General features: G+C 43.4%; 18 protein-coding genes. 7 read left to right on the forward strand and 11 right to left on the reverse strand.

Going from position 1 to position 20,519, the window contains the following annotated elements; all coding sequences use genetic code 11:
* Window positions 1–100: 100 nt before the first annotated feature.
* The 3 genes from BLP33_RS07880 to BLP33_RS07890 all read right to left on the reverse strand — a co-directional run bounded on the left by BLP33_RS07880 (window position 101) and on the right by BLP33_RS07890 (window position 4,648).
* Window positions 101–922: a DUF4249 domain-containing protein gene (locus tag BLP33_RS07880; protein ID WP_175489971.1), complete on the reverse strand. Its 822-nt coding sequence runs from the start codon at window positions 920–922 to the stop codon at window positions 101–103.
* A gap of 4 nt (window positions 923–926) precedes the next feature.
* Window positions 927–3,590 (reverse strand): TonB-dependent receptor, encoded by a 2,664-nt coding sequence (locus BLP33_RS07885; RefSeq protein WP_254780083.1) that lies wholly within the window; start codon window positions 3,588–3,590, stop codon window positions 927–929.
* Window positions 3,591–3,655: 65 nt separating this feature from the next.
* Window positions 3,656–4,648: a FecR family protein gene (locus BLP33_RS07890; protein ID WP_090526312.1), complete on the reverse strand. Its 993-nt coding sequence runs from the start codon at window positions 4,646–4,648 to the stop codon at window positions 3,656–3,658.
* A 175-nt stretch (window positions 4,649–4,823) separates the two neighbouring features.
* On the opposite strand from BLP33_RS07890, the gene BLP33_RS07895 reads away from it, so the two are divergent.
* The gene (locus BLP33_RS07895; RefSeq protein ID WP_090526314.1) at window positions 4,824–5,378 is read left to right on the forward strand and encodes a dihydrofolate reductase family protein; all 555 of its coding nucleotides are present in this window, start codon (window positions 4,824–4,826) and stop codon (window positions 5,376–5,378) included.
* Between the two features lie 8 nt (window positions 5,379–5,386).
* Here BLP33_RS07895 and BLP33_RS07900 read toward each other — a convergent pair whose 3' ends face one another.
* The 4 genes from BLP33_RS07900 to BLP33_RS07915 form a co-directional block, all read right to left on the reverse strand.
* On the reverse strand, window positions 5,387–5,974 hold the full coding sequence (locus BLP33_RS07900; protein WP_090526316.1) for an RNA polymerase sigma factor: 588 nt from the start codon (window positions 5,972–5,974) through the stop codon (window positions 5,387–5,389).
* Between the two features lie 214 nt (window positions 5,975–6,188).
* Entirely contained in the window at window positions 6,189–8,411 is a 2,223-nt protein-coding gene (locus BLP33_RS07905) for a TonB-dependent receptor plug domain-containing protein (RefSeq protein ID WP_090526318.1), read from the reverse strand.
* Window positions 8,353–8,961 carry a carboxypeptidase-like regulatory domain-containing protein gene (locus BLP33_RS07910; RefSeq protein WP_090526320.1) on the reverse strand — a complete coding sequence of 203 codons (609 nt, stop codon included), beginning with the start codon at window positions 8,959–8,961 and terminating at the stop codon, window positions 8,353–8,355. Before BLP33_RS07910 ends, BLP33_RS07905 begins: the two co-directional genes overlap by 59 nt.
* Window positions 8,962–9,244: 283 nt before the next feature.
* Window positions 9,245–9,568 carry a hypothetical protein gene (locus BLP33_RS07915; RefSeq protein ID WP_090526322.1) on the reverse strand — a complete coding sequence of 108 codons (324 nt, stop codon included), beginning with the start codon at window positions 9,566–9,568 and terminating at the stop codon, window positions 9,245–9,247.
* Window positions 9,569–9,834: 266 nt separating this feature from the next.
* Between BLP33_RS07915 and BLP33_RS07920 the strand changes: the two genes are divergently transcribed.
* Both BLP33_RS07920 and rlmF read left to right on the forward strand, forming a co-directional pair.
* Window positions 9,835–10,305, forward strand: a complete 471-nt coding sequence (locus BLP33_RS07920; RefSeq protein WP_217633138.1) for a pyrophosphohydrolase domain-containing protein — start codon at window positions 9,835–9,837, stop codon at window positions 10,303–10,305.
* A gap of 26 nt (window positions 10,306–10,331) precedes the next feature.
* Window positions 10,332–11,294: a 23S rRNA (adenine(1618)-N(6))-methyltransferase RlmF gene (gene rlmF, locus BLP33_RS07925; protein ID WP_090526324.1), complete on the forward strand. Its 963-nt coding sequence runs from the start codon at window positions 10,332–10,334 to the stop codon at window positions 11,292–11,294.
* A 107-nt stretch (window positions 11,295–11,401) separates the two neighbouring features.
* On the opposite strand, the gene BLP33_RS07930 is transcribed toward rlmF, so the two are convergent.
* On the reverse strand, window positions 11,402–12,550 hold the full coding sequence (locus BLP33_RS07930) for an acyltransferase family protein (RefSeq protein WP_090526326.1): 1,149 nt from the start codon (window positions 12,548–12,550) through the stop codon (window positions 11,402–11,404).
* A gap of 196 nt (window positions 12,551–12,746) precedes the next feature.
* On the opposite strand from BLP33_RS07930, the gene BLP33_RS07935 reads away from it, so the two are divergent.
* The 4 genes from BLP33_RS07935 to BLP33_RS07950 all read left to right on the forward strand — a co-directional run bounded on the left by BLP33_RS07935 (window position 12,747) and on the right by BLP33_RS07950 (window position 15,466).
* The gene (locus BLP33_RS07935) at window positions 12,747–13,424 is read left to right on the forward strand and encodes a pseudouridine synthase (RefSeq protein ID WP_090526328.1); all 678 of its coding nucleotides are present in this window, start codon (window positions 12,747–12,749) and stop codon (window positions 13,422–13,424) included.
* Window positions 13,425–13,478: 54 nt separating this feature from the next.
* Entirely contained in the window at window positions 13,479–13,748 is a 270-nt protein-coding gene (locus tag BLP33_RS07940) for a hypothetical protein (RefSeq protein ID WP_090526329.1), read from the forward strand.
* 146 nt (window positions 13,749–13,894) lie between these two features.
* Window positions 13,895–15,196: a DEAD/DEAH box helicase gene (locus BLP33_RS07945; protein ID WP_090527568.1), complete on the forward strand. Its 1,302-nt coding sequence runs from the start codon at window positions 13,895–13,897 to the stop codon at window positions 15,194–15,196.
* A gap of 21 nt (window positions 15,197–15,217) precedes the next feature.
* On the forward strand, window positions 15,218–15,466 hold the full coding sequence (locus BLP33_RS07950; RefSeq protein WP_090526331.1) for a DUF1456 family protein: 249 nt from the start codon (window positions 15,218–15,220) through the stop codon (window positions 15,464–15,466).
* A gap of 109 nt (window positions 15,467–15,575) precedes the next feature.
* Here BLP33_RS07950 and BLP33_RS07955 read toward each other — a convergent pair whose 3' ends face one another.
* The 3 genes from BLP33_RS07955 to BLP33_RS07965 form a co-directional block, all read right to left on the reverse strand.
* Entirely contained in the window at window positions 15,576–16,133 is a 558-nt protein-coding gene (locus BLP33_RS07955) for a CAP domain-containing protein (protein ID WP_090526334.1), read from the reverse strand.
* Between the two features lie 109 nt (window positions 16,134–16,242).
* Window positions 16,243–17,004: a hypothetical protein gene (locus BLP33_RS07960; RefSeq protein WP_090526337.1), complete on the reverse strand. Its 762-nt coding sequence runs from the start codon at window positions 17,002–17,004 to the stop codon at window positions 16,243–16,245.
* Between the two features lie 417 nt (window positions 17,005–17,421).
* A complete protein-coding gene (locus BLP33_RS07965; RefSeq protein ID WP_217633139.1) occupies window positions 17,422–20,517 on the reverse strand; it encodes a TonB-dependent receptor in 3,096 nt (1,031 codons plus the stop codon).
* Window positions 20,518–20,519 lie beyond the last annotated feature (2 nt).

The raw sequence follows: 20,519 nt of genomic DNA on the forward strand, positions 1-20,519 counted from the left end.
AATCCCTGCGGGGAAATATTGGTTTAATAAAAAACACTCGCCTCGGGCGGGTGTTTTTATATGATTTTACTACGATAGTTGCCCCTTTAAGGGCTGGCGGTTACGGCGCTGTCAATACCTTCCTCTCCACTGTGTGCGCACTAAAGTAACCCAGTGCGCCGCCCTTAATATTGGTTAATGGATTTGCCGGGGCGGCGTTGTTCCCATCGCCATTAGCGCTGTTACTGAGGCTGTAAAAGTATTTGTAAACGGCCTGGTCAATGCTCATCATTTCGATGGTTACCTGATTGCCGGGGCGGATATCACGTGCCGGGTTATCGTTGCTGTTATCAAACCTGAGGTTGTTGTTCACCTCCTGCCCGTTGGTAAATTCGTCGTCTTCCAGCATGATCGTTTCTTCTTTGCGACCGTTTACATACTGTACAAAACGGTAATAGTTTTTGGTAGCTATAGGGTCGTCATATCGCACGGTAACATATTTGCGCGGGGTGCCGTCCTTGTTATTTTGAAGTTCGTCTTTAACCAGGTAAATACTATCTAAGGGAACCGTGGGATGCATTAAGCAGCTTGAGGTGAATGTTTTGCCATCAACACTCACACTAAGCTGATAGGTATGGCCAGGGATGCCTGTTAAAGTACTGTTTTGGTAAATGCCTGTGCTGGTAGCTGTAAGCGGGTAAACATTGTTATTATCATCGGCAATAGCAACGGTAGCGCCGCCTATGCCATTGAAGTCATTGTTATCGGTGAAGTTTTTGGTCTTACTTAATAATACTTTGCAGCCGCCGGCCTGGTTGGTTAATACACCTTCAACTACATATTGCGGGGTGGTATCTTTCAGTTTAAGGTCGATGGCCTTTTCGCAGCTGCTTAGGCTTGCTGCAAAAAGCAGGATAGTTATATATTTTATAGTGTTTTTCATCGGCTTAAAATTTAAAGTTATAGGTAACCGAAGGCACAAAGGTGAACAGGGTAGTGCGCACCGCTTCGGTACGGCTCGCATCGGTCTTGTTATCGCGGAAAAATATGCGGTAAGCGTTTGGATTACCGTATGCATTGTACAAACTGAATGTCAGATCAGACTGAAACTTTGCTGTCTTTTTGAGTTGCCTGGTTGCCCCTAAATCTAAACGGTGATAAGCCGGCATCCTGTCGGCATTTCGGTTGGTATAGTAGTAATAAGTTACGCCGTCAACCTGGTATTTACCACTCGGGAAGGTCACGGCATCGCCGGTATAGTAAACGAAGTTGGCCGAGAATGTCCATTTTTCGCTGGCTTTATACATGGCTACAATGGCAATGTCGTGGGTGCGGTCCTGCCGGGCATTGTACCACTGATTGTTATTGATGCCGTCAATCATCCGTTCAGATTTTGACAGCGTATAGCTGATCCAGCCGCTAAGCCTGCCGGTTTTCTTCTTCAGTAAAAACTCGGCACCGTAGGAGCGGCCTTTTCCGAAAAGCAACTGTGTTTCTATGGGTTGATTGGTGAACACATTGGCGCCATTACGGTAATCTATTTGGTTTTGCAGCTTTTTGTAATAGCTTTCAACGGTAAACTCATAATTATGATCGTTAAAATCTTTATAGTATCCAACAGAGAACTGATCGGCAATTTCGGGCTTGATCAGGTTGGTGCTGGCCACCCATTTATCCGTTGGTGAACCCGAGTTTGAGTTGGAGATCAAATGCAGGTTTTGCGCATTGCGGGCGTACGATGCCTTGATAGAACTAACATCGTTTAGCTGGAAAGCCGCTGCAATGCGGGGCTCGGGGTTTATATAGGTTTTTACCTCCTGGCCGGAAGTGTAATGTTTAGAGCTTACGATGTTCCCGTCAGCATCAATATCATAATAATCGCCTGAGCCAAGAATGGTAAAGGCCGACAGGCGTACCCCATAGGTTAGGGTAAAGCGGTCTGTTGCTTTCCAGGTGTTGGTAACATAAGCGGCGTTTTCAAGGGCATACCTGTTTTGCAGGCTTTGAGATATAACGCCAGAGTTACCGGTTGCCGAAATTTCGCCCGGCTTAATGGTATGGTAAATGCTGTTTACACCAAAGCTGATGGTGTTTTTGCCGCCGGCATACCATTGCATGTCTTCCTTAAAATTAAAGTCGCGGATCTGCGAATAAATATTGTATTCGTTTACATCCTGCTTAATGTTAAGCTTATAGTCATAATTGCTGTAAATGAGCGAGGTGTTTGAAAACAGCTGACTGTTAAAAATATGGTTCCAGCGCAGGGTAGCCGTGGTGTTACCCCAGTTAATGCCGGCTATATCAGCAGCCTTAAGCACATCCTTTCCAAAATATCCCGAAACAAACAACCTGTCTTTATCGCCTAAAACATAGTTGGCTTTGGCATTAAGGTCATAAAAATAAAGCTGGCTTTTTTTTGCAATACTGTCTTTTGATAAGGCCAGGAAAGCATCTGCATAAGTACGCCGTGCAGAAATCAGGAAAGATGATTTGCCTTTTTGAATAGGCCCTTCGGCATTGATGCGCGCGGCAATCAGGCCAATGCCGCCGCTTACGCCAAACTTCTGGTTGTTACCATCATTCATTTTAATATCCAGTACAGATGAAAGCCTGCCGCCATATTGCGCGGGCATGTCGCCTTTATAAATATTGATGTTCTTGATGGCATCCGAGTTAAAGGTGGAGAAGAAACCCAGCAAATGCGATGCATTGTATACGGGTGCCTCATCCAGCAGGATCAAATTTTGATCGGTTGCGCCACCGCGTACAAAGAACCCGCCGCTGCCTTCCCCGGCCGATTTGATCCCAGGCAGCAATTGGATGGTTTTGATTACATCCCGCTCGCCAAGCAGCACGGGAATGTTTTTGGTTTCCTGAATGCTGAGGTGTTCAACACCCATTTGCGGGCTCGCCAGGTCGCGTGCACCGGCAGGCGCTGCTTTAACGGTTACTTCCTGCAATTGCTGGGCATTGTCTTCCAGTTCGATATTTAAACGAAGGCTACCGGCTAATGATACCGGAACAACCACGGCTTTTTGCCCCATGGCGGTTACCAAAAGCTCGTGATTGCCGGCAGGCAGCGTGAGCGAATAAAAACCGTATTCATTACTGGATGTGCCCGCGTTTACACTGGCAACCCTGATGCTCGCCCCGATGATCGTTTCGCCGGTTTGTTTAGATTTAATGGTGCCGCTTACGGTGTATTTTCCGTCTGCCGGGGCGGCTGCCCGCTTTTTTATCTTAGCCTCATCATATTTGATCAGTACTTCATTATCCAGCACCGTAAAACTAAAAGGATGCGGAGCAAGGGCTTTGCGTAATACATTGCCTAAAGGTTGATTTTGGGCGTTGACACTGAGTTTCACCGTGCTTTTAGCAACGGTTTCGTTATAGGTGAACCTTACGCCGCAGGCAGCTGTGATCTTATCCAAAGCCTGCTTAAGCGGTTCGTTGCTTATAGTTATAGTAACGGGTTTATCTAAAGGCCCCTGGGCTTGTGCTTTGCTTAGTGACATCATTAAAAATAACAACATGCAGAGTGCCGTTCGTAAGGGTGTTCGCGTTATTTCGCAAATCAGCATGGAGGGCCATGCCGGTCTGTTGGTTTTCATAGTTGCTTTAAATTGTTGGTGTGGTTTGTTTTCCTTTTTAGGGATGATGTTTTAGAATAAAAAGGTTAATTGTTGGGTGGTAAAGGTTGCAGGAAATATTGGTTTTCGACCCGTTTCCACCGAAGGTCCATTACGGCGCAAAGTTTATTAAACGTTTTGTCGATAGGCTCATTCGTGTTGATATGACCGTAAAAACCGTTTTGGGTGATATCCGGCGTAAGGTTTATGCGGATACCATACTGATGCGACAGGTCGTCAACCACGGTTTGCAGGGACGCCCCGTCATAACTGAACAAACCGGTACGTTGTGAAAGGAATTTGGAGGCATTGGGATAATTTTCTTTAATTAATGATCTGTCAGCCTTGTTATACAAGGCCCGTTGGTTAAGTACCATAATGGCTTGCTGGCTTTTGGGTAGGTTATGCTCCTGCACCGCCACTTTTCCGCTGATAACCGTAACTTCAGAGATAATCTGGTCGGGATAGGCCTTAACATTAAAGCTGGTACCTAATACAACGGTTTTAAGCTGTCCCGATTGGATAACGAATGGATGGTCTTCATCATGCACTACATCGAAAAACGCCTCACCCTCCAGTATTACCAAACGTTCTTTAGTCCTGAATTTATCTGGATAACTGATGCGGCTGCCGGGACTAAGCCAGATCCGGGTACCATCGGGCAAACTGATTTGCCGGTGTTTGCCCGGAGCTGTAACCAGATCGACCTGTTTGGCAGGATCAATAACTTCTAATACCTGGTTTTTGTAAAGCGCGGCAAAGGTAACCAGTAATACCACAGCCGCTGCAGCAGCTATATTTCGCCATAAGGTAAATACCTTACGCGCAGGTTGCCCCGGTGTTTCCATTTGCGCGGTTATCTTAGTCAAAATACTTTCCCGCAGCTGTTCAGGATTTTGGTATTTCGAGGCCGATAACAATACTTCCTCATCATTAAAACCGGCATACCAGGTATCAAGCCAGGCTTTTTCGTCAGTACTGATGGTGCCTTGTTTTAACTTATGAGCGAGCTCTTTTACATTATAGGTGTTGTTTTCCATTGTGCCTGATCTTTCAACCTTTTGCACATATAGTCAGTGATGGAAGCAGATACCCTTAGTGGAAAATGAAAAATATTTACCGCTATCGTTTTTTCTTTTTAGTGAGATAAAGATCTGTATAAGTTATGCCGGTTGAAATTTACTAATTTTAAAAAAGCCAATTAAAACCAATCAAATGAGAAAAGTAATCTACGGCATTAACCTGAGCTTAGATGGTTGCTGCGACCACACCAAATTTAGCGGTGGCAAGGATATATTAGAACATTTTACCCGACTTATGGATGATGTTGACCTGATTGTATACGGGCGTAAAACCTTCGAGCTTATGGTTCCGTATTGGCCGGATGCCGCAAAAGATCCTAACTCAACCAAAGAGGAAAAAGAATTTGCACAGGCATTTGACAGTATTGAAAAACTTGTTTTCTCACGGACACTGACCAGTACCGACGATAAAAACTCTGTTATTAGTCAAGCAAACCCTGGCGATGAGATCCGCAAACTGAAGCAACAGGCTGGTGGTAATATTTCAATAGGAGGTGTGAACCTGCCCTTACAACTCATTGAACTTGGTTTGGTTGATGAGTTTCATTATGTTATACATCCCGTAATTGTAGGTGAGGGAAGAAGTCTGCTGGAAGCCGTAGGTTTAAAGGAAAATGTAGGCTTAAAACTAATTGAATCAAAGATCCTTGAATCGGGCTGTATCGCGCTTCATTATGTTAAAAATTGAAGCGTATGTTAACTGAGGAGTAAAATCAGCACCGGCAGAGAAATACCCAGCGATTGCCTTAACGAACTTAGCGCCTTTGACATATGTGCCTCAACAGTTTTTTGTGATATGCCCAGTTCAGCAGCTATCTCGGCATAGGTTTTATTTTCATCCCGGCTAAGCAGGAATACGATACGGCATTTTTCGGGCAGGAGGCTGATGCTGTGGTTAAGCCGTTGGCGCAGTTCTTTTTCCTCCAGCCATTGAATGGTGCTGTCGTCTGCTTCGGGCAAGGTAAAAGCGAATTCATCCAGGTGCTGTTGTTTCCTGTACTGGCGATCAAGATGGTTGATCACCTTGTATTTAATGGCTACCGAAAGATACGTAGCCATGGTATATGTTAACTTAAGGCTTGCCCGGCGCTGCCAGATGCTTAAAAATACTTCCTGCACTACTTCTTCGGCCTCATGCTCATCATCTAAACGGTGATAGGCCACAGCAAAGGTTTTATCCCAATACCGGTGATACAACTCGGTAAAGGCATCGCGGTTGTCGCGGGCCATTAGTTGTAATAACTGTTCGTCCGTGTGGGCTATGTGCTGGTTTGGTACAGGCATTATTTTATCTGCAATGCTATGTTAAATAGATTGCAAAATCTTATTTTTTGAACCTATTTAACATGTTTTAACAGTTTACAAGTTTAGAGTTTAATCAACATATAAAGTTACAGAGCTATCAATATTTATGAATTTCCTCTAAATTAAAAAGGTCGCCCCACAATCGGGGCGACCTGTATCGAATCAGTCAGTTAATAGTTTTTCAGTTGATTATTTAAAATGTAAAGCCTACCCGGGCAAAAAAGCGGCGGCCGTTTTCGCCCATCTGTACGGCATCAAACGGACCTGATGGTTCGTTGTTATAAGCCCATCCCTTAGCTCCCTTTACATAAGCCAGATCAGGATGTACGTTAAAAATGTTATCCGCTCCTATAGATACACGAACCGATTTCGCCACTTTATAAGCAAAATACAGGTCGCTTACAACTTTACCGCTGTAAATATATTGGTCGGGTAGTTGTGCCGAACCATTATCGGTTGGTACGGTAGGGGTGAGGGTTGTACCGTCGCCATAGCCATCAATCACAACTTTACCAAAGTAAGTAAAGCGTGTACCTACGGTAAAGCTTTTGTGGCTAAACTCGGGGTTTAAGCTAAGTTTTTGAGGCGGGGCCGATGCCAGGATGAATTTCTTTTCGCGCTCGCTCAAAAATGTTTCGCGCAAGGCAGGGGTAGTACCAAGTATAGGCGGGTAGTTTACCTTGTCAATCTTCATGGTTTGGAAATTGCCTGTAAAAAGTACCCTGAACCTGTTGGCGCCAATAGTTTTGTTGTAGTCAATAACTACGTCCAAACCTTTGTTGGTAGTGTTTACAGCATTGGCAAAAAACTGGGCAGAGCTTACATGCAGGTTTTTCAGGGCATTGGTAAATGTAGGGTCGAGGGTTTCGTCATCGGCACTGAACTGGCCAGAAAGCACAACGCGGTCGGTAACTTTAATATAGTATCCATCAACAGTAAAGCTTAACTCAGGCATTGGTTTAAAGGTAAAGCCTAAACCGGCATTTTTTGATTTTTCCTGTTTAAGGTTAGGGATGCCTGCTGCTTTGGTGATAGGGCTATAGTTTGGCGCTATTTTAACTTCAGATATCACCGTGCCCTGTACGTTGGTAAAGGTTGAACTGTAATTGATCTGCTGTAACGATGGTGCACGGAAACCTGTACCCAATGAACCGCGGATGTTAAAGTTATCGGTAATTTTATAGCGTGTAGCCAGTTTGGTATTAAAGTTTGAGCCAAAGTCGCTGTAATGTTCATAGCGGTTAGCGAAATCGACCAGCCATTTTTTAGTGATATCGCCTTCAAGATCAACATATACACCTTCTACCGAACGGTGGGCATTTACCACATCACCGGGCTGATAGCCGGGGAAGCCCTGTGAGCCTGCCGCTTTTACGCCAGTTGGATCATAATTTTTGTAGGATGCCTCTTCGCCCGAAAAGATCTTATAGCGCTCGTAACGGTATTCGCCGCCAAAACCAAGGTTAAGGCCCTGCATTACATTGCCAAAATGTTTGTTGATGTTCAGGTTACTGGTGTTTTGTAAAAACTCCGATCCGCCGTCGTCAAAATTGGTTTTACCAGCCCCTAAAGAAGCATTAAATGTTTTATAGCCAAAAAAGTGGAACTTATTGTTACCGATATTATTGCTCAAATCCCAGTCCCAGGCATTGCCCAGGGTACCTTTTGCGCCTACGGCAATGGCAAGATCTGTATTATGGGTGCGGATAATGGGATTGTAATATGATTCGCCGTCGGGAGTAGTAAAAATAATGCCGCTTACAGGGATTATGTTACCACTGTTGTCAGTAGGGAAACGTTCGGGGCGACCAGAGAAATTACGGGTAAAGGCATAATCATCAGATGCTTTATAGCTATAGCCGCCAAAGCTGTATAAAGTTGTACGGGTACCGGCAAGAGGTGATTCATGGTTGAAAAAGAATGTGCCGCTCTCGGCCGATCCATCGCCATTGGCACGCCTGTAAGGGTTTATAGGCAATGCTTTGGGATTTGAGGTTGTGGTATCATGGGTTTGGCGAAAGGTTTTGCCGTTTTTGGCATAGTCGCCCGTAAAATTGATGAAACCACCGTTTTTACCAAGAGCCAAACCATAATTGGCATCAATGGTGATACCATTGCCATCAATAGCACCACCGTGAGGGTATTGAGAGGCAACAACACTTTTACCACTGTTAAAGGCGGGATCATAGTAACCAGAATAACCAACGTTGGCATTAAACACGCCGGTGGTTTTCTTTAAAACAAGGTTGATAACACCCGCAATAGCGTCAGAGCCATACTGGGCCGAAGCGCCGTCGCGAAGGATCTCGATTCTGTCGATAGATGCCGTTGGGATCGAACTCAGATCGACACCGGAGTTACCGCGGCCGCGTACCGAATACCGAAACGAAAGCAGTGGAATGCCGCCGTTTGCCATTCACCAATACCAGGGTTTGATCAGGTCCTAAACCGCGCAAAGTACCCAGTTCAACGTGGTCGGCACCATCCGAACCGGATTGTTTATTGTAGTTGAATGAGGGAGCCGAGTAGTTAAGGATGTCAGTAATATCCATACGACCGGTTACTGAGGCCGCTTTACCCACATTAACAATATCAACAGGAACCGCCGTTTCAAGTTTTACCCGCCCGGCAGATCGTGTACCTATCAATACTACTTCATTTAATTGGGCTATATCACCAACCAGTGTAATATCAATTTTAGTACGTCCGTTAATAGCAACTGTTATGGTTTTGTAGCCCGTATAGCTTATAATCAGTTCATCAGTTGCCGCTGCCGAAATGGTGTATATCCCCTTTGCGTTGGTGCTTGTACCTAAATTGCTCCCTTTTATATGTACCGACACCCCGGGCATTGGTGCATTGCTTGCCGCATCGGTAACGATTCCGGTTATAGCTTTCTTTTGTGCTAATGCCAATAGGGGAGTTATGGTTAGCAAAACGAGGGTGAATAGTAAAATTTTCTTCATAAAACGGAGGTTATGGCTATTGAAATAATGTTAATTTTAACGTAAGTTAATAATTATTGAATAATTGTCAATATAAAATCAATTTTATTGGAAGATTTGCACTCGTGATTTACTGTTTTGGGTGATTTGTGATGAAAAATATTGGCATTGTTGTATTTTTTTATGCCACATTGTTGAATTAATAAAAAAAGCCAACTGCTGAAAGGTCTTAATCCTTAACATTTGGCTTTTTTGGTATTAAAAAAATGAATTTAATGTCTTTTTTGTCGTTTGTTTTTTTTAATTAAATGGCTTTTTCAGGCTCGGTATCTTTTGTTGTTTTGCTCGCAGGCGCTTTTGCAGGAGTAGCCGATGCTGCTTCGGTTGCTTTTTTCTCCTTTTTTGCTTTGAGTTCAGCGGGAGCGGCGTGTACTTCAGGACTTAATTTAGCCGCCAATATTTTTGCCAGGTTTTTTGCAGCTTTGTCGATAGCCTTTTTAGTTTTGCCGGCATCGGGGCCAAATTCACTTACCAGGGTTTCAATCTGGATTACTAATTTTTCTTTTAATTGCTTCTTAAGAATTTTGCGGGCTTGTTTAGTAGCGGCTTTATCTTTTATATTTTTCATGTGAATGGATTGGAGATCGGGTGAAGCACAGTTTTTTTCTACGCGGTGCAAAGTTAGGTTAATATAATGTGGTTTTAATATTATGTTTATGTTAACAATCGCTATTTATGTTAAATTTTTATTAATTGATAATCAGTGCTATTAATTGTTGTTGCTTTATTTATTTTTTGTTTCATAACCTTTGGCCTAATACGGCTTATACTAATTTTTTGAAAGCCTTAGGGTTAATTCTTAACTTAGCCGTTTATTTATCGCCCTAAAACAACATGATCAAAGATTTAAGTGCATTAACCCAGGTAGCCGAATTTCATGCCACTTTTAAGCATCCTATAATTGAAAAACCTGCAATACCCTCAAGAGCACGCTGTGATCTGCGTATCGAACTTATTGCCGAAGAACTAAAAGAACTGCAGCAGGCTGTTAATGATAATAACATGGTTGAAGTAGCTGATGCCCTCTGCGATCTGCAATATGTATTATCAGGAGCGGTACTTGAATTTGGTTTGGGCTCAAAATTTAAAGAGCTGTTTGATGAGGTTCACCGCTCCAACATGAGCAAAGCCTGCAAAACAGTTGAGGAGGCCGAAAAAACCATCGAGCATTATAAAAATACGGCCAATACAGATGCATACTATAAAGAAATAGACGGCTTGTACCTGGTATACCGCACCTCTGACCATAAAACATTAAAATCTATCAATTATTCGCCTGCCGATCTGAATGGCATTGTGGGTTAATCATAAACTAAAAAAACACTATTCCATTGTCAGCACAAGAATCCAACCAGCCTCAGGCTAAAACCAATATGCACCCGCGTAATAAACACCGCGGGGGGTATGATTTTAAAGCATTGATCAAAGCCACGCCTGCCCTGAGGCCGTTTGTGCGTACCAATGAATATGATAATTTTACCATTAATTTTGCCGATCCGGAAGCAGTAAAAACACTTAATAAGGCATTGCTGCAGCATCATTACGGCATAAACTACTGGGACATTCCCGAAGGTTTTTTATGTCCGCCTATACCTGGCCGTGCCGATTATATTCATTATGCGGCCGATCTGCTTGCTTCTGTTAATAACGGTGTTGTGCGCAAAGGCCGGAAAGTACGTGTGCTTGACATCGGAACAGGTGCTAACCTGGTTTATCCCATAGTAGGTTTCAAAGAATATGGCTGGAACTTTGTTGGCTCAGAGCTCGACCTAGAGGCTATGGCATCGGCACAAAGTATTGTTGAGCAAAACAGCCAGTTAAAGGTTGCTGTTGAATTGAGACAGCAAAGCAAGAAGGCCGATATTTTTAAAGGGATCATTAAACCCGGCGAGTTATTTGATCTTACAATCTGTAACCCGCCCTTCCACGCCTCGGCTAAGGAGGCTGCTGCCGGTTCGGCCCGTAAATGGGATAACCTTGGTTTAAGAAAGGATAAACAGCCTATACTTAATTTCGGCGGCCAAAATACCGAGTTGTGGTATCCCGGGGGCGAAGCTGCATTCCTGAAACTGATGGCAGCCCAGAGTAAGCCATTTGAGAAACAGGTTTTATGGTTTACCACGCTGGTTTCAAAAAAAGAAAATCTCAGGATCTTATATAATACCCTTCAAAAAGAAGGCGTAAAAGATGTGCAAACCATCAATATGTCGCAAGGCCAAAAGGTAAGCCGTATTATGGCCTGGACTTACTTAACGCCGGAGGAGCAGAAAATGTGGTTGAACCCTGATTTATAGGATTAAAGGATGCCGTGATATTTAAACCTTGATTTGCCGGACTTTAGGATAGCCTTGATGCTTTTTAATTCATGGTTATCCTAAAATCCTTTCAATCAAGGTTCAGCTTACACTCTCAAAAATGTCTTCTTGGTATATAAATAATACAAAAACGCCCATTTTACCAATACGAAGCAAATAGCCATTACTACGATATTGTAAGGATCGCCTACTAACTGGCCTATCCATCCAAAAAAGCCTTCGGTTGTATAACTCCATTTAATAAAGTGGCCCGAAATATAAATCAGGATGGAGTTCATGCCTATCACCCTGAAATAAAATGCCCATTTCTGATAGCCTTTTACATCAATGATGAAGTAAAATAATGCCATCAGCAATAGGCTTAAACCGCCTACATGCAGCACAAATGAGCTTGTCCACAGGTTTTTGTTGATCGGGAAATCAAGGTTCCAGATTTGTGCGAGAATGAGGAAGATCACCCCCACAACAGCCATGGTAGTTACCTTGCGCATTTGCGTAACGCCGCCCTTTTTAAGCAACAGGCCGGTAAGGATGCCCAATATGCCGGTGCTGATGGCCGGGATGGTTGAAAAAAGTCCCTCAGGGTCGTGGATGCCTAAATACAATCTGCCCGGTAGTATGCTGCGGTCAACGTATGAGGCAAAATTGCCTTTCATGGTCAGGTCGCCCATAGGGAAGCCCGGTGCGGAGGTAAACTTAAGCAGCAGCCAATAGCCGATGATGAAAAAGCCAAACCAAAACATTTGCCAGCGCTCGGTACTATACAGGTAAATGATGTTGGCAAACATATAGGCAATACCGATACGGCCCAATACGCTGGGGAAGCGGATATCTGAAACAGGCATAATTTTTAACCCGTTGTTTACCACAAGGCCGAGCAACACTAAAATAAATGCCCTTTTTATAACGCGCAGCAGTAATTGCTGACGTGTTTTGCCTTTTTCCAGTTCGCGCCCCACAGAAAATGGAGTTGATACGCCTGCCATAAACAGGAACAACGGGAAGATAAGATCATACAGGTGAAAACCATTCCAGTCGGGGTGGGTGAACTGGTTGGCAATAGCGCTCCAGAATGGTGAACCGGTGGCTTTGGCCATGCCATGGAAGATCTTTTCGCCGCCCATAATCCAAAACATATCAAATCCCCGAAGGGCATCCAGTGAAAATAAACGGGTGCGGGCCGCGTTAATGTCGTCGGCCTGTTTAGCACTTGCCTGGTCTGCTGTGGTAGCCATTAGTTTAATTGTATTTAGGTGTGAACTAAAGATAGGAAAAGCAATACTATTTAAAATTATTTTTTTACATCAATAACTTTTAAAAGCTGTTTAAAAAGATTTGTTGAGGTATTTTAATGCGAAGTGCCCTACGGTAGAAGATTTCAGAAATAAATCCAAAATGCTGCCGTAAATTCGCAGCCTTGTAATTATGCCCATGTTAGAGATCATATACCGCGATGAACATCTGATTGCCATCAACAAGCCTCATGGGTTGCTGGTTCACCGGTCGCCCATAGCAGCCGATGCTTCAGAGTTTGCCCTGCAATTGCTTCGGGATCAAATTGGCATGAAAGTTAACCCTGTTCACCGTATCGATCGTAAAACCGGTGGGATCCTGCTTTTTGCTTTTAATAAAGAGGTAGAGATTGCCATGCAAAAAGCATTTATGGAAAACCAGGTGAGCAAGAAATACCTGGCCATAGTAAGGGGCCATACACCTGATGCGGAAGATATAGATTACCCACTGCGCAAAGAGAACGGCACTTTGCAGGATGCATTTACCAGTTACACTACCCTAAAAAGGGCAGAACTTGATATAGCCCTTGGCAAACATCCAACTTCAAGGTATTCATTGGTTGAGGCTGTGCCTGCAACCGGGCGTATGCACCAATTACGCAAGCACCTGAGCCATATTTTTCACCCAATTATAGGCGACCGCACCCACGGCTGTAACAAACAGAATAAGTTGTTTTTAGAGCAATGGGCAATGACAACCATGCTACTGCATGCATCGCAGTTAAATTTTAAGCACCCCATAACCGGTGAAGAAATAACGATCAAAGCCGCACTTCAACCCGAATTTACCCGGGTTATGGAGATCATGAGCTGGTAAGCCAGCCTTCAGGTAATTATTTAAACAAAACGGGCTTAATATTGTATTTGATAGATGGAAAAGTCGGTGATCTATGATCTGGATACCGAAGATGGTATACGCCAGATCGGCATTGAAGCGGTGCAACAGCTGATACCCGGTACACATGTGTATGCAACGGGCGTATTTAGGTTAAGTGAAGGGGAAACAGATCTTGGAGATATTGTTTTTGACGATCACATGCACGAATGGGAATATACCTGTATGGGAAATTTAACCCATCGGGAAGCTAAAAAGGTTGCGAGGTTTATTAAGCATAATTTTAAAACGGAAGTGGCGGAGTAGGGAACTAAAGCAAAAAATCCCCTCAAGCGGGGGAATCGCACATTCCCCCGTTTTTTTAGTCTGTTAAGTTAATAGCTAAGCAGATGCATATAATCGGTCCCCCGGGAAAATTTTACCGTATCTTTGCGCCTCAACAAAAGCAAACCATGATTGATCAGGCATTGAGTAACCTCGGCATAACTGCCCTTAACCCCATGCAGCTTGCCGCGCTTAGTGCCGCTAAAAAAGGTGATGTAATCCTTTTATCACCTACAGGCTCGGGGAAAACGCTTGGTTTTTTATTGCCTTTGCTTAACCTGCTTGATGCCGGTGTTTCTACAGTACAGGTGATGATCCTGGTGCCATCGCGTGAGCTTGCTTTACAAATTGAGCAGGTTTGGAAATCTATGGGTACAGGGTTCAAGATCAATTGCTGTTATGGCGGCCATGCCGTGAAAATTGAACGCAATAACCTTTCGCATCCGCCTGCAGTTTTGGTTGGTACGCCGGGGAGGATTGCCTTTCATTTGCGTGAAGAAAATTTTAGTACTGATACTGTACGTACGCTCATTCTCGATGAGTTTGATAAAGCGCTTGAGTTCGGTTTCCAGGAGGATATGGCTTATATCATCAGGCAGTTGCCCGTTGTTAAAAAGCGGATATTGACTTCGGCTACAAAAATGAGTGAGATCCCGGATTTTACAGGGCTTGCTAAACCTGTTGAAGTGAACTTTTTAAGTAATGTTACTTCGGCGCCAGATATTAAACAAAAAGCGGTGATATCCGAAGCTGCCGATAAACTGGATGCACTTTTTGCCCTGATCTGTAAAATTGGTAATAAAGCAACCCTTGTGTTTTGTAATCACCGTGAAGCGGTTGACAGGATCAGCGAGTTGCTTTGGTACAAGGGGTTGGAGCATGATGTTTTTCACGGCGGTATGGAACAGGACGACCGGGAACGCGCCCTGTTAAAATTCAGGAACGGAAGTCACCGTTTATTGATCACCACCGATCTGGCCTCACGTGGGCTGGATATCCCTGAAATAGAATATGTGGTACATTACCAGCTGCCGCATAATGAGGAGGCTTTTTTACACCGTAACGGCCGCACAGCACGTATGAACGCTAAAGGCACATCATACCTGATGCTAACACCCGATGAAAAGTTGCCATATTTAAAGCAATTGCCCGAGATTGAAGAACTGCCCGAAAAACTGATATTGCCGCCTGCATCGCCTTGGCTTACCTTGTACATAGCCGCCGGCAAAAAGGATAAAGTTAACAAGGTGGATATTGTAGGCCTGCTACTTAAAAAAGGCGGGCTGGCAAAGGAGGACCTCGGTTTGATAGAAGTGCTTGACTACTCATCGTACGCGGCTATCAAGCGCGATAAAATAGAAAGTGTAGTAAAGCAGGTAAAGGCCGAAAAAATTAAGGGCAAAAAGGTGAAGATGGAAATTTCGAGGTAATTTTGTTTAAAAGAGAATACTATGAGTAATAACGATATCATGAAAAAGTTGAGGGTGGCAATGAAATTTACTGATGATGATATTATCAAGGTTTTGGCATTAGTTAATTTCAGGATCACCAAAGCCGAAATAGGCGCCATATTCCGCGCTGATGACCACCCCAACTTTAAACCCTGCGGCGATCAGATCCTGCGTAATTTCCTGAATGGTCTCATCATCTACAAACGCGGCCCAAGGGAGCCAAAACCGAAACCGGAGGCAGGGAAGTAAGGTTGTTGGAGACAACTCCAACAACGGCAAGAATGAGTAGATTGGTTGGATTTCACAGGCAAGATCCTGACTTCCGAAAAATCCTATGAAATCCCGGTTCAGACAAAAATCAATGCCCTTCCACAGGCTTTTCCTGTATTAATCTGTATCTCCCTGATTTAATCAACTTTTGTTGCTGAGCCGAAAATGAGGTCCGGCCGCCAAAATCCTGTACCCAATAGGTTTTATATTCTGCCACGCCAACTTCTTTAAAGTCCGGGTTCATGAGATTGCGGCAATGGCCTTCACTTTTAAACCAGCCAGCCATCACTTCAGCAATGCTTTGCTGGCCCTGGGCTATGTTTTCGCCTATGGCAAAACTTTTAAACCCTTTAAATTTATAACCGGCGTATACTATGCGGTCTTCCATGCTGCGGCCGTCTTTGCTGTCGTGACTAAAATAGCTTTTGCGGGCCATGTCTTTAGCGTGCCCTATAGCTGCATCTTCCAAATCATTATTCCAGGTAAGGGGAGGAGCCGGCGGGAAATATTTGCTGCCGCAATTGCAGCCTTTCTGGCGTGTAGCATTAATGCTGTTTAAAAACTCGGTCCTGAAGTGTTTGCTGCTTTGGCTGTAGGCATTCGCAAACCAGAATAATGCAGCAAATAATACTATCAATTTTTTCATCTTAGTGCTTTGACAATTTTAAACGCCTGTGGTTTAAATTATTGTTTAGGCCGCCTGATAGCTGAACGCCAGCGACCGGTTTTCTTCCGCCTGTAAATGATAATGATGGCTACAACGACGAGAACAAGAGTGGTGCCGATGAGAACGACAATGACGTTATGTGCCTGGCGTATCTTAGCATTGGCCTGCGCCTGGAGTTTTTGGTATATACTTTTTTTTTGGCTATCGCCGAATCCTGCTTTTTGATCTTGATCGAATCGGCAGCAGCTACCTTGGCAATGCTGTCGACCGTAACCTGGTTAAGACTATCGTCCAAAAATTCATGGCGTTTAATAGCTACCGCAGCTTTATCATAATCGTTCATTTTCCGGTACAGTTCGGCAAAGCCTACCTGCACTATCGACTCTTTTTTAGGATCGTGGGTTTTGAGCGATAAGGTTAAAGCGTCGTTCAGGTCCTTCATACTGAGTTTGTAGTCTTTGATGTCGCTTTTAATGGCTGCAAGCTCTATGAGCGAGTTGATAATATTAAGGGTATCCTTCCTTTGCCTTGATATGGTGTTCGATTGCAAAATGAACCATTTGGCCTGGCTGAATTTACGCTGTGAGCGGTAAATCTTTGCAAGCGCGTTAAAGCTTGTACGCAAGCCTAAAGTATCGTTATAAGTGGAATAGCTATGCAGGGCGAGCATAGTGTAGTTAAGCGCTTCGGTTTGGAAATAGTATTTCATCCGCCGGGTTGATACGGTATCATATCCTAAATAATGGGCAGCTATTTGGGTATAAATAGGGCCTTTTAACGAGTCGCTGGTAACCTGTAATTTTTGCTTAAGGCTATCAAGCTCACTGGCGTGTGCGGATAATTTAAGCATAGCTGTCAGAATAAAAAGTAAGGTAAAAAGTCTCTTCATATAACAGATTACTCGAAAATACAATAATCCACTTGTAATTAGGCAAATAGCGTGCCTGTTTAAGATCACCGCCATGGGTGTTTGTGAAAGGTGCTTGGCTTTTTGTTCGTTTTTGAAATGTATGGGCTGTTTTTCAGGAGGATAGCCCTGGAAATATTAATTAACAAATGTTTGTACGTTTTCCACACTGCCTGCTTTAATACATAAAGTTGTATAGAAAAAGAGATTTTGCACTAATGGGTATTTACAATAGCAAGGATTTTAAAGGTCAAAAGTTGCCAATCGCAAAGCTTTATTCCATTAAAATCCTATGCTATTCAAAGCAGAGCCGTAAAGGTTTACAAGGTTTTCGCTATTGTTGTTAATTAGGGTTGATAATTAAAAACCATATCTTAAGCCTATCTGAAACTGGTAAGGGTTGCCGCTTAAATTGGATACCCCTGCATTTGTGTTAACCGCGTATGCGTATTGTTTTTTAACTGGGTCGAAGCTTTTAATCGTATAAATAGGAGTTGCACCCAGGTTATGGTTAACGCCCCATTCTTTATTCAATAAATTGGCCACGTTAAATAAGTCGACAGATATTTCAAAATACTGTTTTTTTAATAGCGTTACCCTTTTAATCAACCGTAGATCAAATACGCCATAAAACGGGTTTACTCCTCCATTACGTTCAGCAATTTTTCCGAAACTTTTAACTATGTAATTTTTGGCGCTTTGCTCTACCTTAGGGTTGTTCAGTATCGCATTGATCCCGTCTTTTATGTATTGAGGTGTTGACGCTGCATTCGGATCGTAAATGTAAGCCAGATCGTTACTGGCCACAAAATCGCCGTTCACGTTACCGTTCACCAATAAAGAATACCTGGTGCCGCTTATCCCCGAAAATCGCAAGCCTGCGCTAAAGCCATGAAATGTTGGCGAACTTCCGTAAGCAACAATCTTATTCCTGAATTGGTTATCAGAATAATTCATGCCGCCCAGGTTACGTGGGTCATCTTTTACGTACTGTACAAGTGTAGCCGTATTAGCAACGTTTCCGTTGTATGATGTATTGTCTTTAGTTTGATTCCATGTATAAGAAACGGAGATTTCGCCCTGTTTATAATATTTGTAGTCGGCATCAATAACAAAAGCCATCTGGTTAACTCTTCCCTTGCTTTCTAATTCCAGTACCCTGCCTACTTCAGTTGTTTTTCTGCCTTGTGTCCAGTCAGCCGAACCATTTGACGCGTTTATTGTATTTGCCGGAACATATACACCTCTGTTATCTTCGGCAGCAATACGGAAGTACGGCTGATCAACCATGTTTTTATCCAGGTAAGTATAGTTGTTGCGGCCTAAACTTAAGTAGCCGGATGCTGTAACCCTGAAGTTTTGAGCAAAGAAGTGCGAATAAGACAAGTTGGCTTTGTAAACCGTTGGCACTTTAGCATCCTTGCCATTCATATTAATAGTAGCAAGCTTGGGTATGGTGGGGTTATTAAGTAAATCCTGTCCTGGTGCTGTTGCAGGGTCCTTGCGGTAAGCCGGAAAGTTAGGGGTAGGCACCTGGCTGCCGTTAAGATCAACACTTAAAATGTGTGAGCCATCAAACAGCATATTGTTTATCATAGAATAAGGGTTCAATGCCGAACCTAAAATGCCACCACCTAACCTGACAATGTCTTTACCATTTTGCCCTACATCCCAGGTGGTTTGCAAACGCGGTTGAATTTGTAGCGTAGCCAGTTTGTTAGATGTATTTAAGCCTAAAGTTTTATAAACCGTAGGATTGAAATTTGCCTGGTCAAAGTAATCGGTGTAATCGATACGTACCCCGGCGGTTACTTCAAAACCCGGAAACAACATGGTTTGTACCTGGGTGTAAGCATTAGGTGCAAGTATGTTAAATTTAATGTTCCGGTTTGATGAGGTATAAATATCCCTTGCAAAGCGATAGGGTGTAAGGTTATTGAAATTAGTTAAGCCTGTAAAGTAAAAACGTCCATTGGTTTCGCTGCCGTAAATAGAATTTTGGTTGGTAAAAGTTAACCCTCCACCAAATGTAAAGTTATATTTGCCTTTGGTCCAGTACAAGTTGTCGGTTAGCTGTGCTACATTATTGTTAAAATAGTCGCCGCCGTAGCGTTGCCCGCCTAACTGTATAGCGGTAGAATAGGTAGAACCATCCGCTGCAAGCGAGGAAATATTCTGCACAATAGCGCGGGGAATATTATCGGCAGGTAACTGGCTGTTTGCAAACATCTTATTGTATTCCCAGTAGTGCTGCACTTTCAGTTCGTTGGTTAAATTAGGACTGAATATACTACGCAATGAGGCCATTACACTGTTATTTAAACTTTTGCGCGTGCTGTAAACCTCGTAGATGTTTATGGCAGTATTATCACCGTCGGATTGGTTATCCAGGTCGTAGATGAAATTATCTCTGATAGTGAACAAATTTTTGGAATTAATTTGCCAGTCGATACGTGCAAAAGCGGCGTGAGTATTTTTAAATTTATCAAATTGACCAAACTGTGGGGTATTGGCAACTCCATATTTAGCCCTTGCTATGCTCAAAAAGTTATCTAACGTGGCCTGTGTTACATTGTTTCGTTTTTCGTCATCTGCAGATTGGATATTGGCAATATAAAGTGGCCTTGAATCTGCCTGATGATCCCAGGCAATAAAGAATTGCGCTTTATCTTTAACAATAGGGCCTCCTAATGAAAAACCATATTGATAAGTAGAAAACGACTGGTTACGTTTTAATCCATTTAATCCAAATGGACTGGATAGCCAATTTGCACGTGCATAAGTGAAAGCGCTCCCTGATAATACGTTAGTTCCGGATTTGGTTACCGTACTTATTGTACCGCCGCCGGCGTTGCCATAAGTAACATCATATTGATTGGTAACTACCTGAAATTCCCTTACAGCCTCAAGCGAAATAGAGTAAGCACCGGTTGGTTGGCCACCGGCTATAGTACTGCGTGCCGCCATGCCATCAATGGTATAATTTGTAGCTGACCCCAGCTGCCCGCTTAAGCTGCTTCCCGCGCTCAATGGAGATAAATCGGCCAGGGATGTGAAATTACGACCGTTTACCGGTAACTTGGCTATATCTTTAGCTGTAACAGCGGTGGATGAGCCAATGTTTTCGATCCTGTTACGGGTTGTGGTAGTTCTTACTTCAACAACATTGAGTTCCTGGATCTTTTCTGTCATTACAAACGTAACCTGTAGCAAGTCGCCCTGATTTAAAGCATAACCGGTTTGTTTTTGTGCAGTCATGCCCATAATTTCTGCTGTTATGCTATAAGGTGCACCCAGCGGAAGCTCCTTTAACAGAAATGTTCCTTTTGAATTGGTTGTAGCTTTGATTACAAACCCGGTCGACTCATTTTTAACGGTAATGGTAGTATTTGGCAGGGCTTCACCATTCGGGCCGGAAACCTTCCCTGAAATACCGGCCAAATTGGTTTGTGCCATAC

This window comes from Mucilaginibacter sp. NFR10 (assembly GCF_900100445.1).
In the GTDB taxonomy this organism is placed as follows: domain Bacteria; phylum Bacteroidota; class Bacteroidia; order Sphingobacteriales; family Sphingobacteriaceae; genus Mucilaginibacter; species Mucilaginibacter rubeus.

Bases quoted from the DNA above. Each gene is read 5' to 3' on its own strand.
- BLP33_RS07895 (WP_090526314.1), top strand. From the start codon at position 4,824: ATGAGAAAAGTAATCTACGGCATTAACCTGAGCTTAGATGGTTGCTGC.
- BLP33_RS07960 (WP_090526337.1), bottom strand. From the start codon at position 17,004: ATGCTTAAATTATCCGCACACGCCAGTGAGCTTGATAGCCTTAAGCAA.
- BLP33_RS07965 (WP_217633139.1), bottom strand. From the start codon at position 20,517: ATGGCACAAACCAATTTGGCCGGTATTTCAGGGAAGGTTTCCGGCCCG.
- BLP33_RS07885 (WP_254780083.1), bottom strand. From the start codon at position 3,590: ATGAAAACCAACAGACCGGCATGGCCCTCCATGCTGATTTGCGAAATA.
- BLP33_RS07930 (WP_090526326.1), bottom strand. From the start codon at position 12,550: ATGGCTACCACAGCAGACCAGGCAAGTGCTAAACAGGCCGACGACATT.
- BLP33_RS07935 (WP_090526328.1), top strand. From the start codon at position 12,747: ATGTTAGAGATCATATACCGCGATGAACATCTGATTGCCATCAACAAG.
- BLP33_RS07920 (WP_217633138.1), top strand. From the start codon at position 9,835: ATGATCAAAGATTTAAGTGCATTAACCCAGGTAGCCGAATTTCATGCC.
- BLP33_RS07880 (WP_175489971.1), bottom strand. From the start codon at position 922: ATGAAAAACACTATAAAATATATAACTATCCTGCTTTTTGCAGCAAGC.
- BLP33_RS07905 (WP_090526318.1), bottom strand. From the start codon at position 8,411: ATGGCAAACGGCGGCATTCCACTGCTTTCGTTTCGGTATTCGGTACGC.
- BLP33_RS07910 (WP_090526320.1), bottom strand. From the start codon at position 8,961: ATGAAGAAAATTTTACTATTCACCCTCGTTTTGCTAACCATAACTCCC.
- BLP33_RS07940 (WP_090526329.1), top strand. From the start codon at position 13,479: ATGGAAAAGTCGGTGATCTATGATCTGGATACCGAAGATGGTATACGC.
- BLP33_RS07890 (WP_090526312.1), bottom strand. From the start codon at position 4,648: ATGGAAAACAACACCTATAATGTAAAAGAGCTCGCTCATAAGTTAAAA.
- BLP33_RS07955 (WP_090526334.1), bottom strand. From the start codon at position 16,133: ATGAAAAAATTGATAGTATTATTTGCTGCATTATTCTGGTTTGCGAAT.
- BLP33_RS07915 (WP_090526322.1), bottom strand. From the start codon at position 9,568: ATGAAAAATATAAAAGATAAAGCCGCTACTAAACAAGCCCGCAAAATT.
- BLP33_RS07945 (WP_090527568.1), top strand. From the start codon at position 13,895: ATGATTGATCAGGCATTGAGTAACCTCGGCATAACTGCCCTTAACCCC.
- BLP33_RS07900 (WP_090526316.1), bottom strand. From the start codon at position 5,974: ATGCCTGTACCAAACCAGCACATAGCCCACACGGACGAACAGTTATTA.
- BLP33_RS07950 (WP_090526331.1), top strand. From the start codon at position 15,218: ATGAGTAATAACGATATCATGAAAAAGTTGAGGGTGGCAATGAAATTT.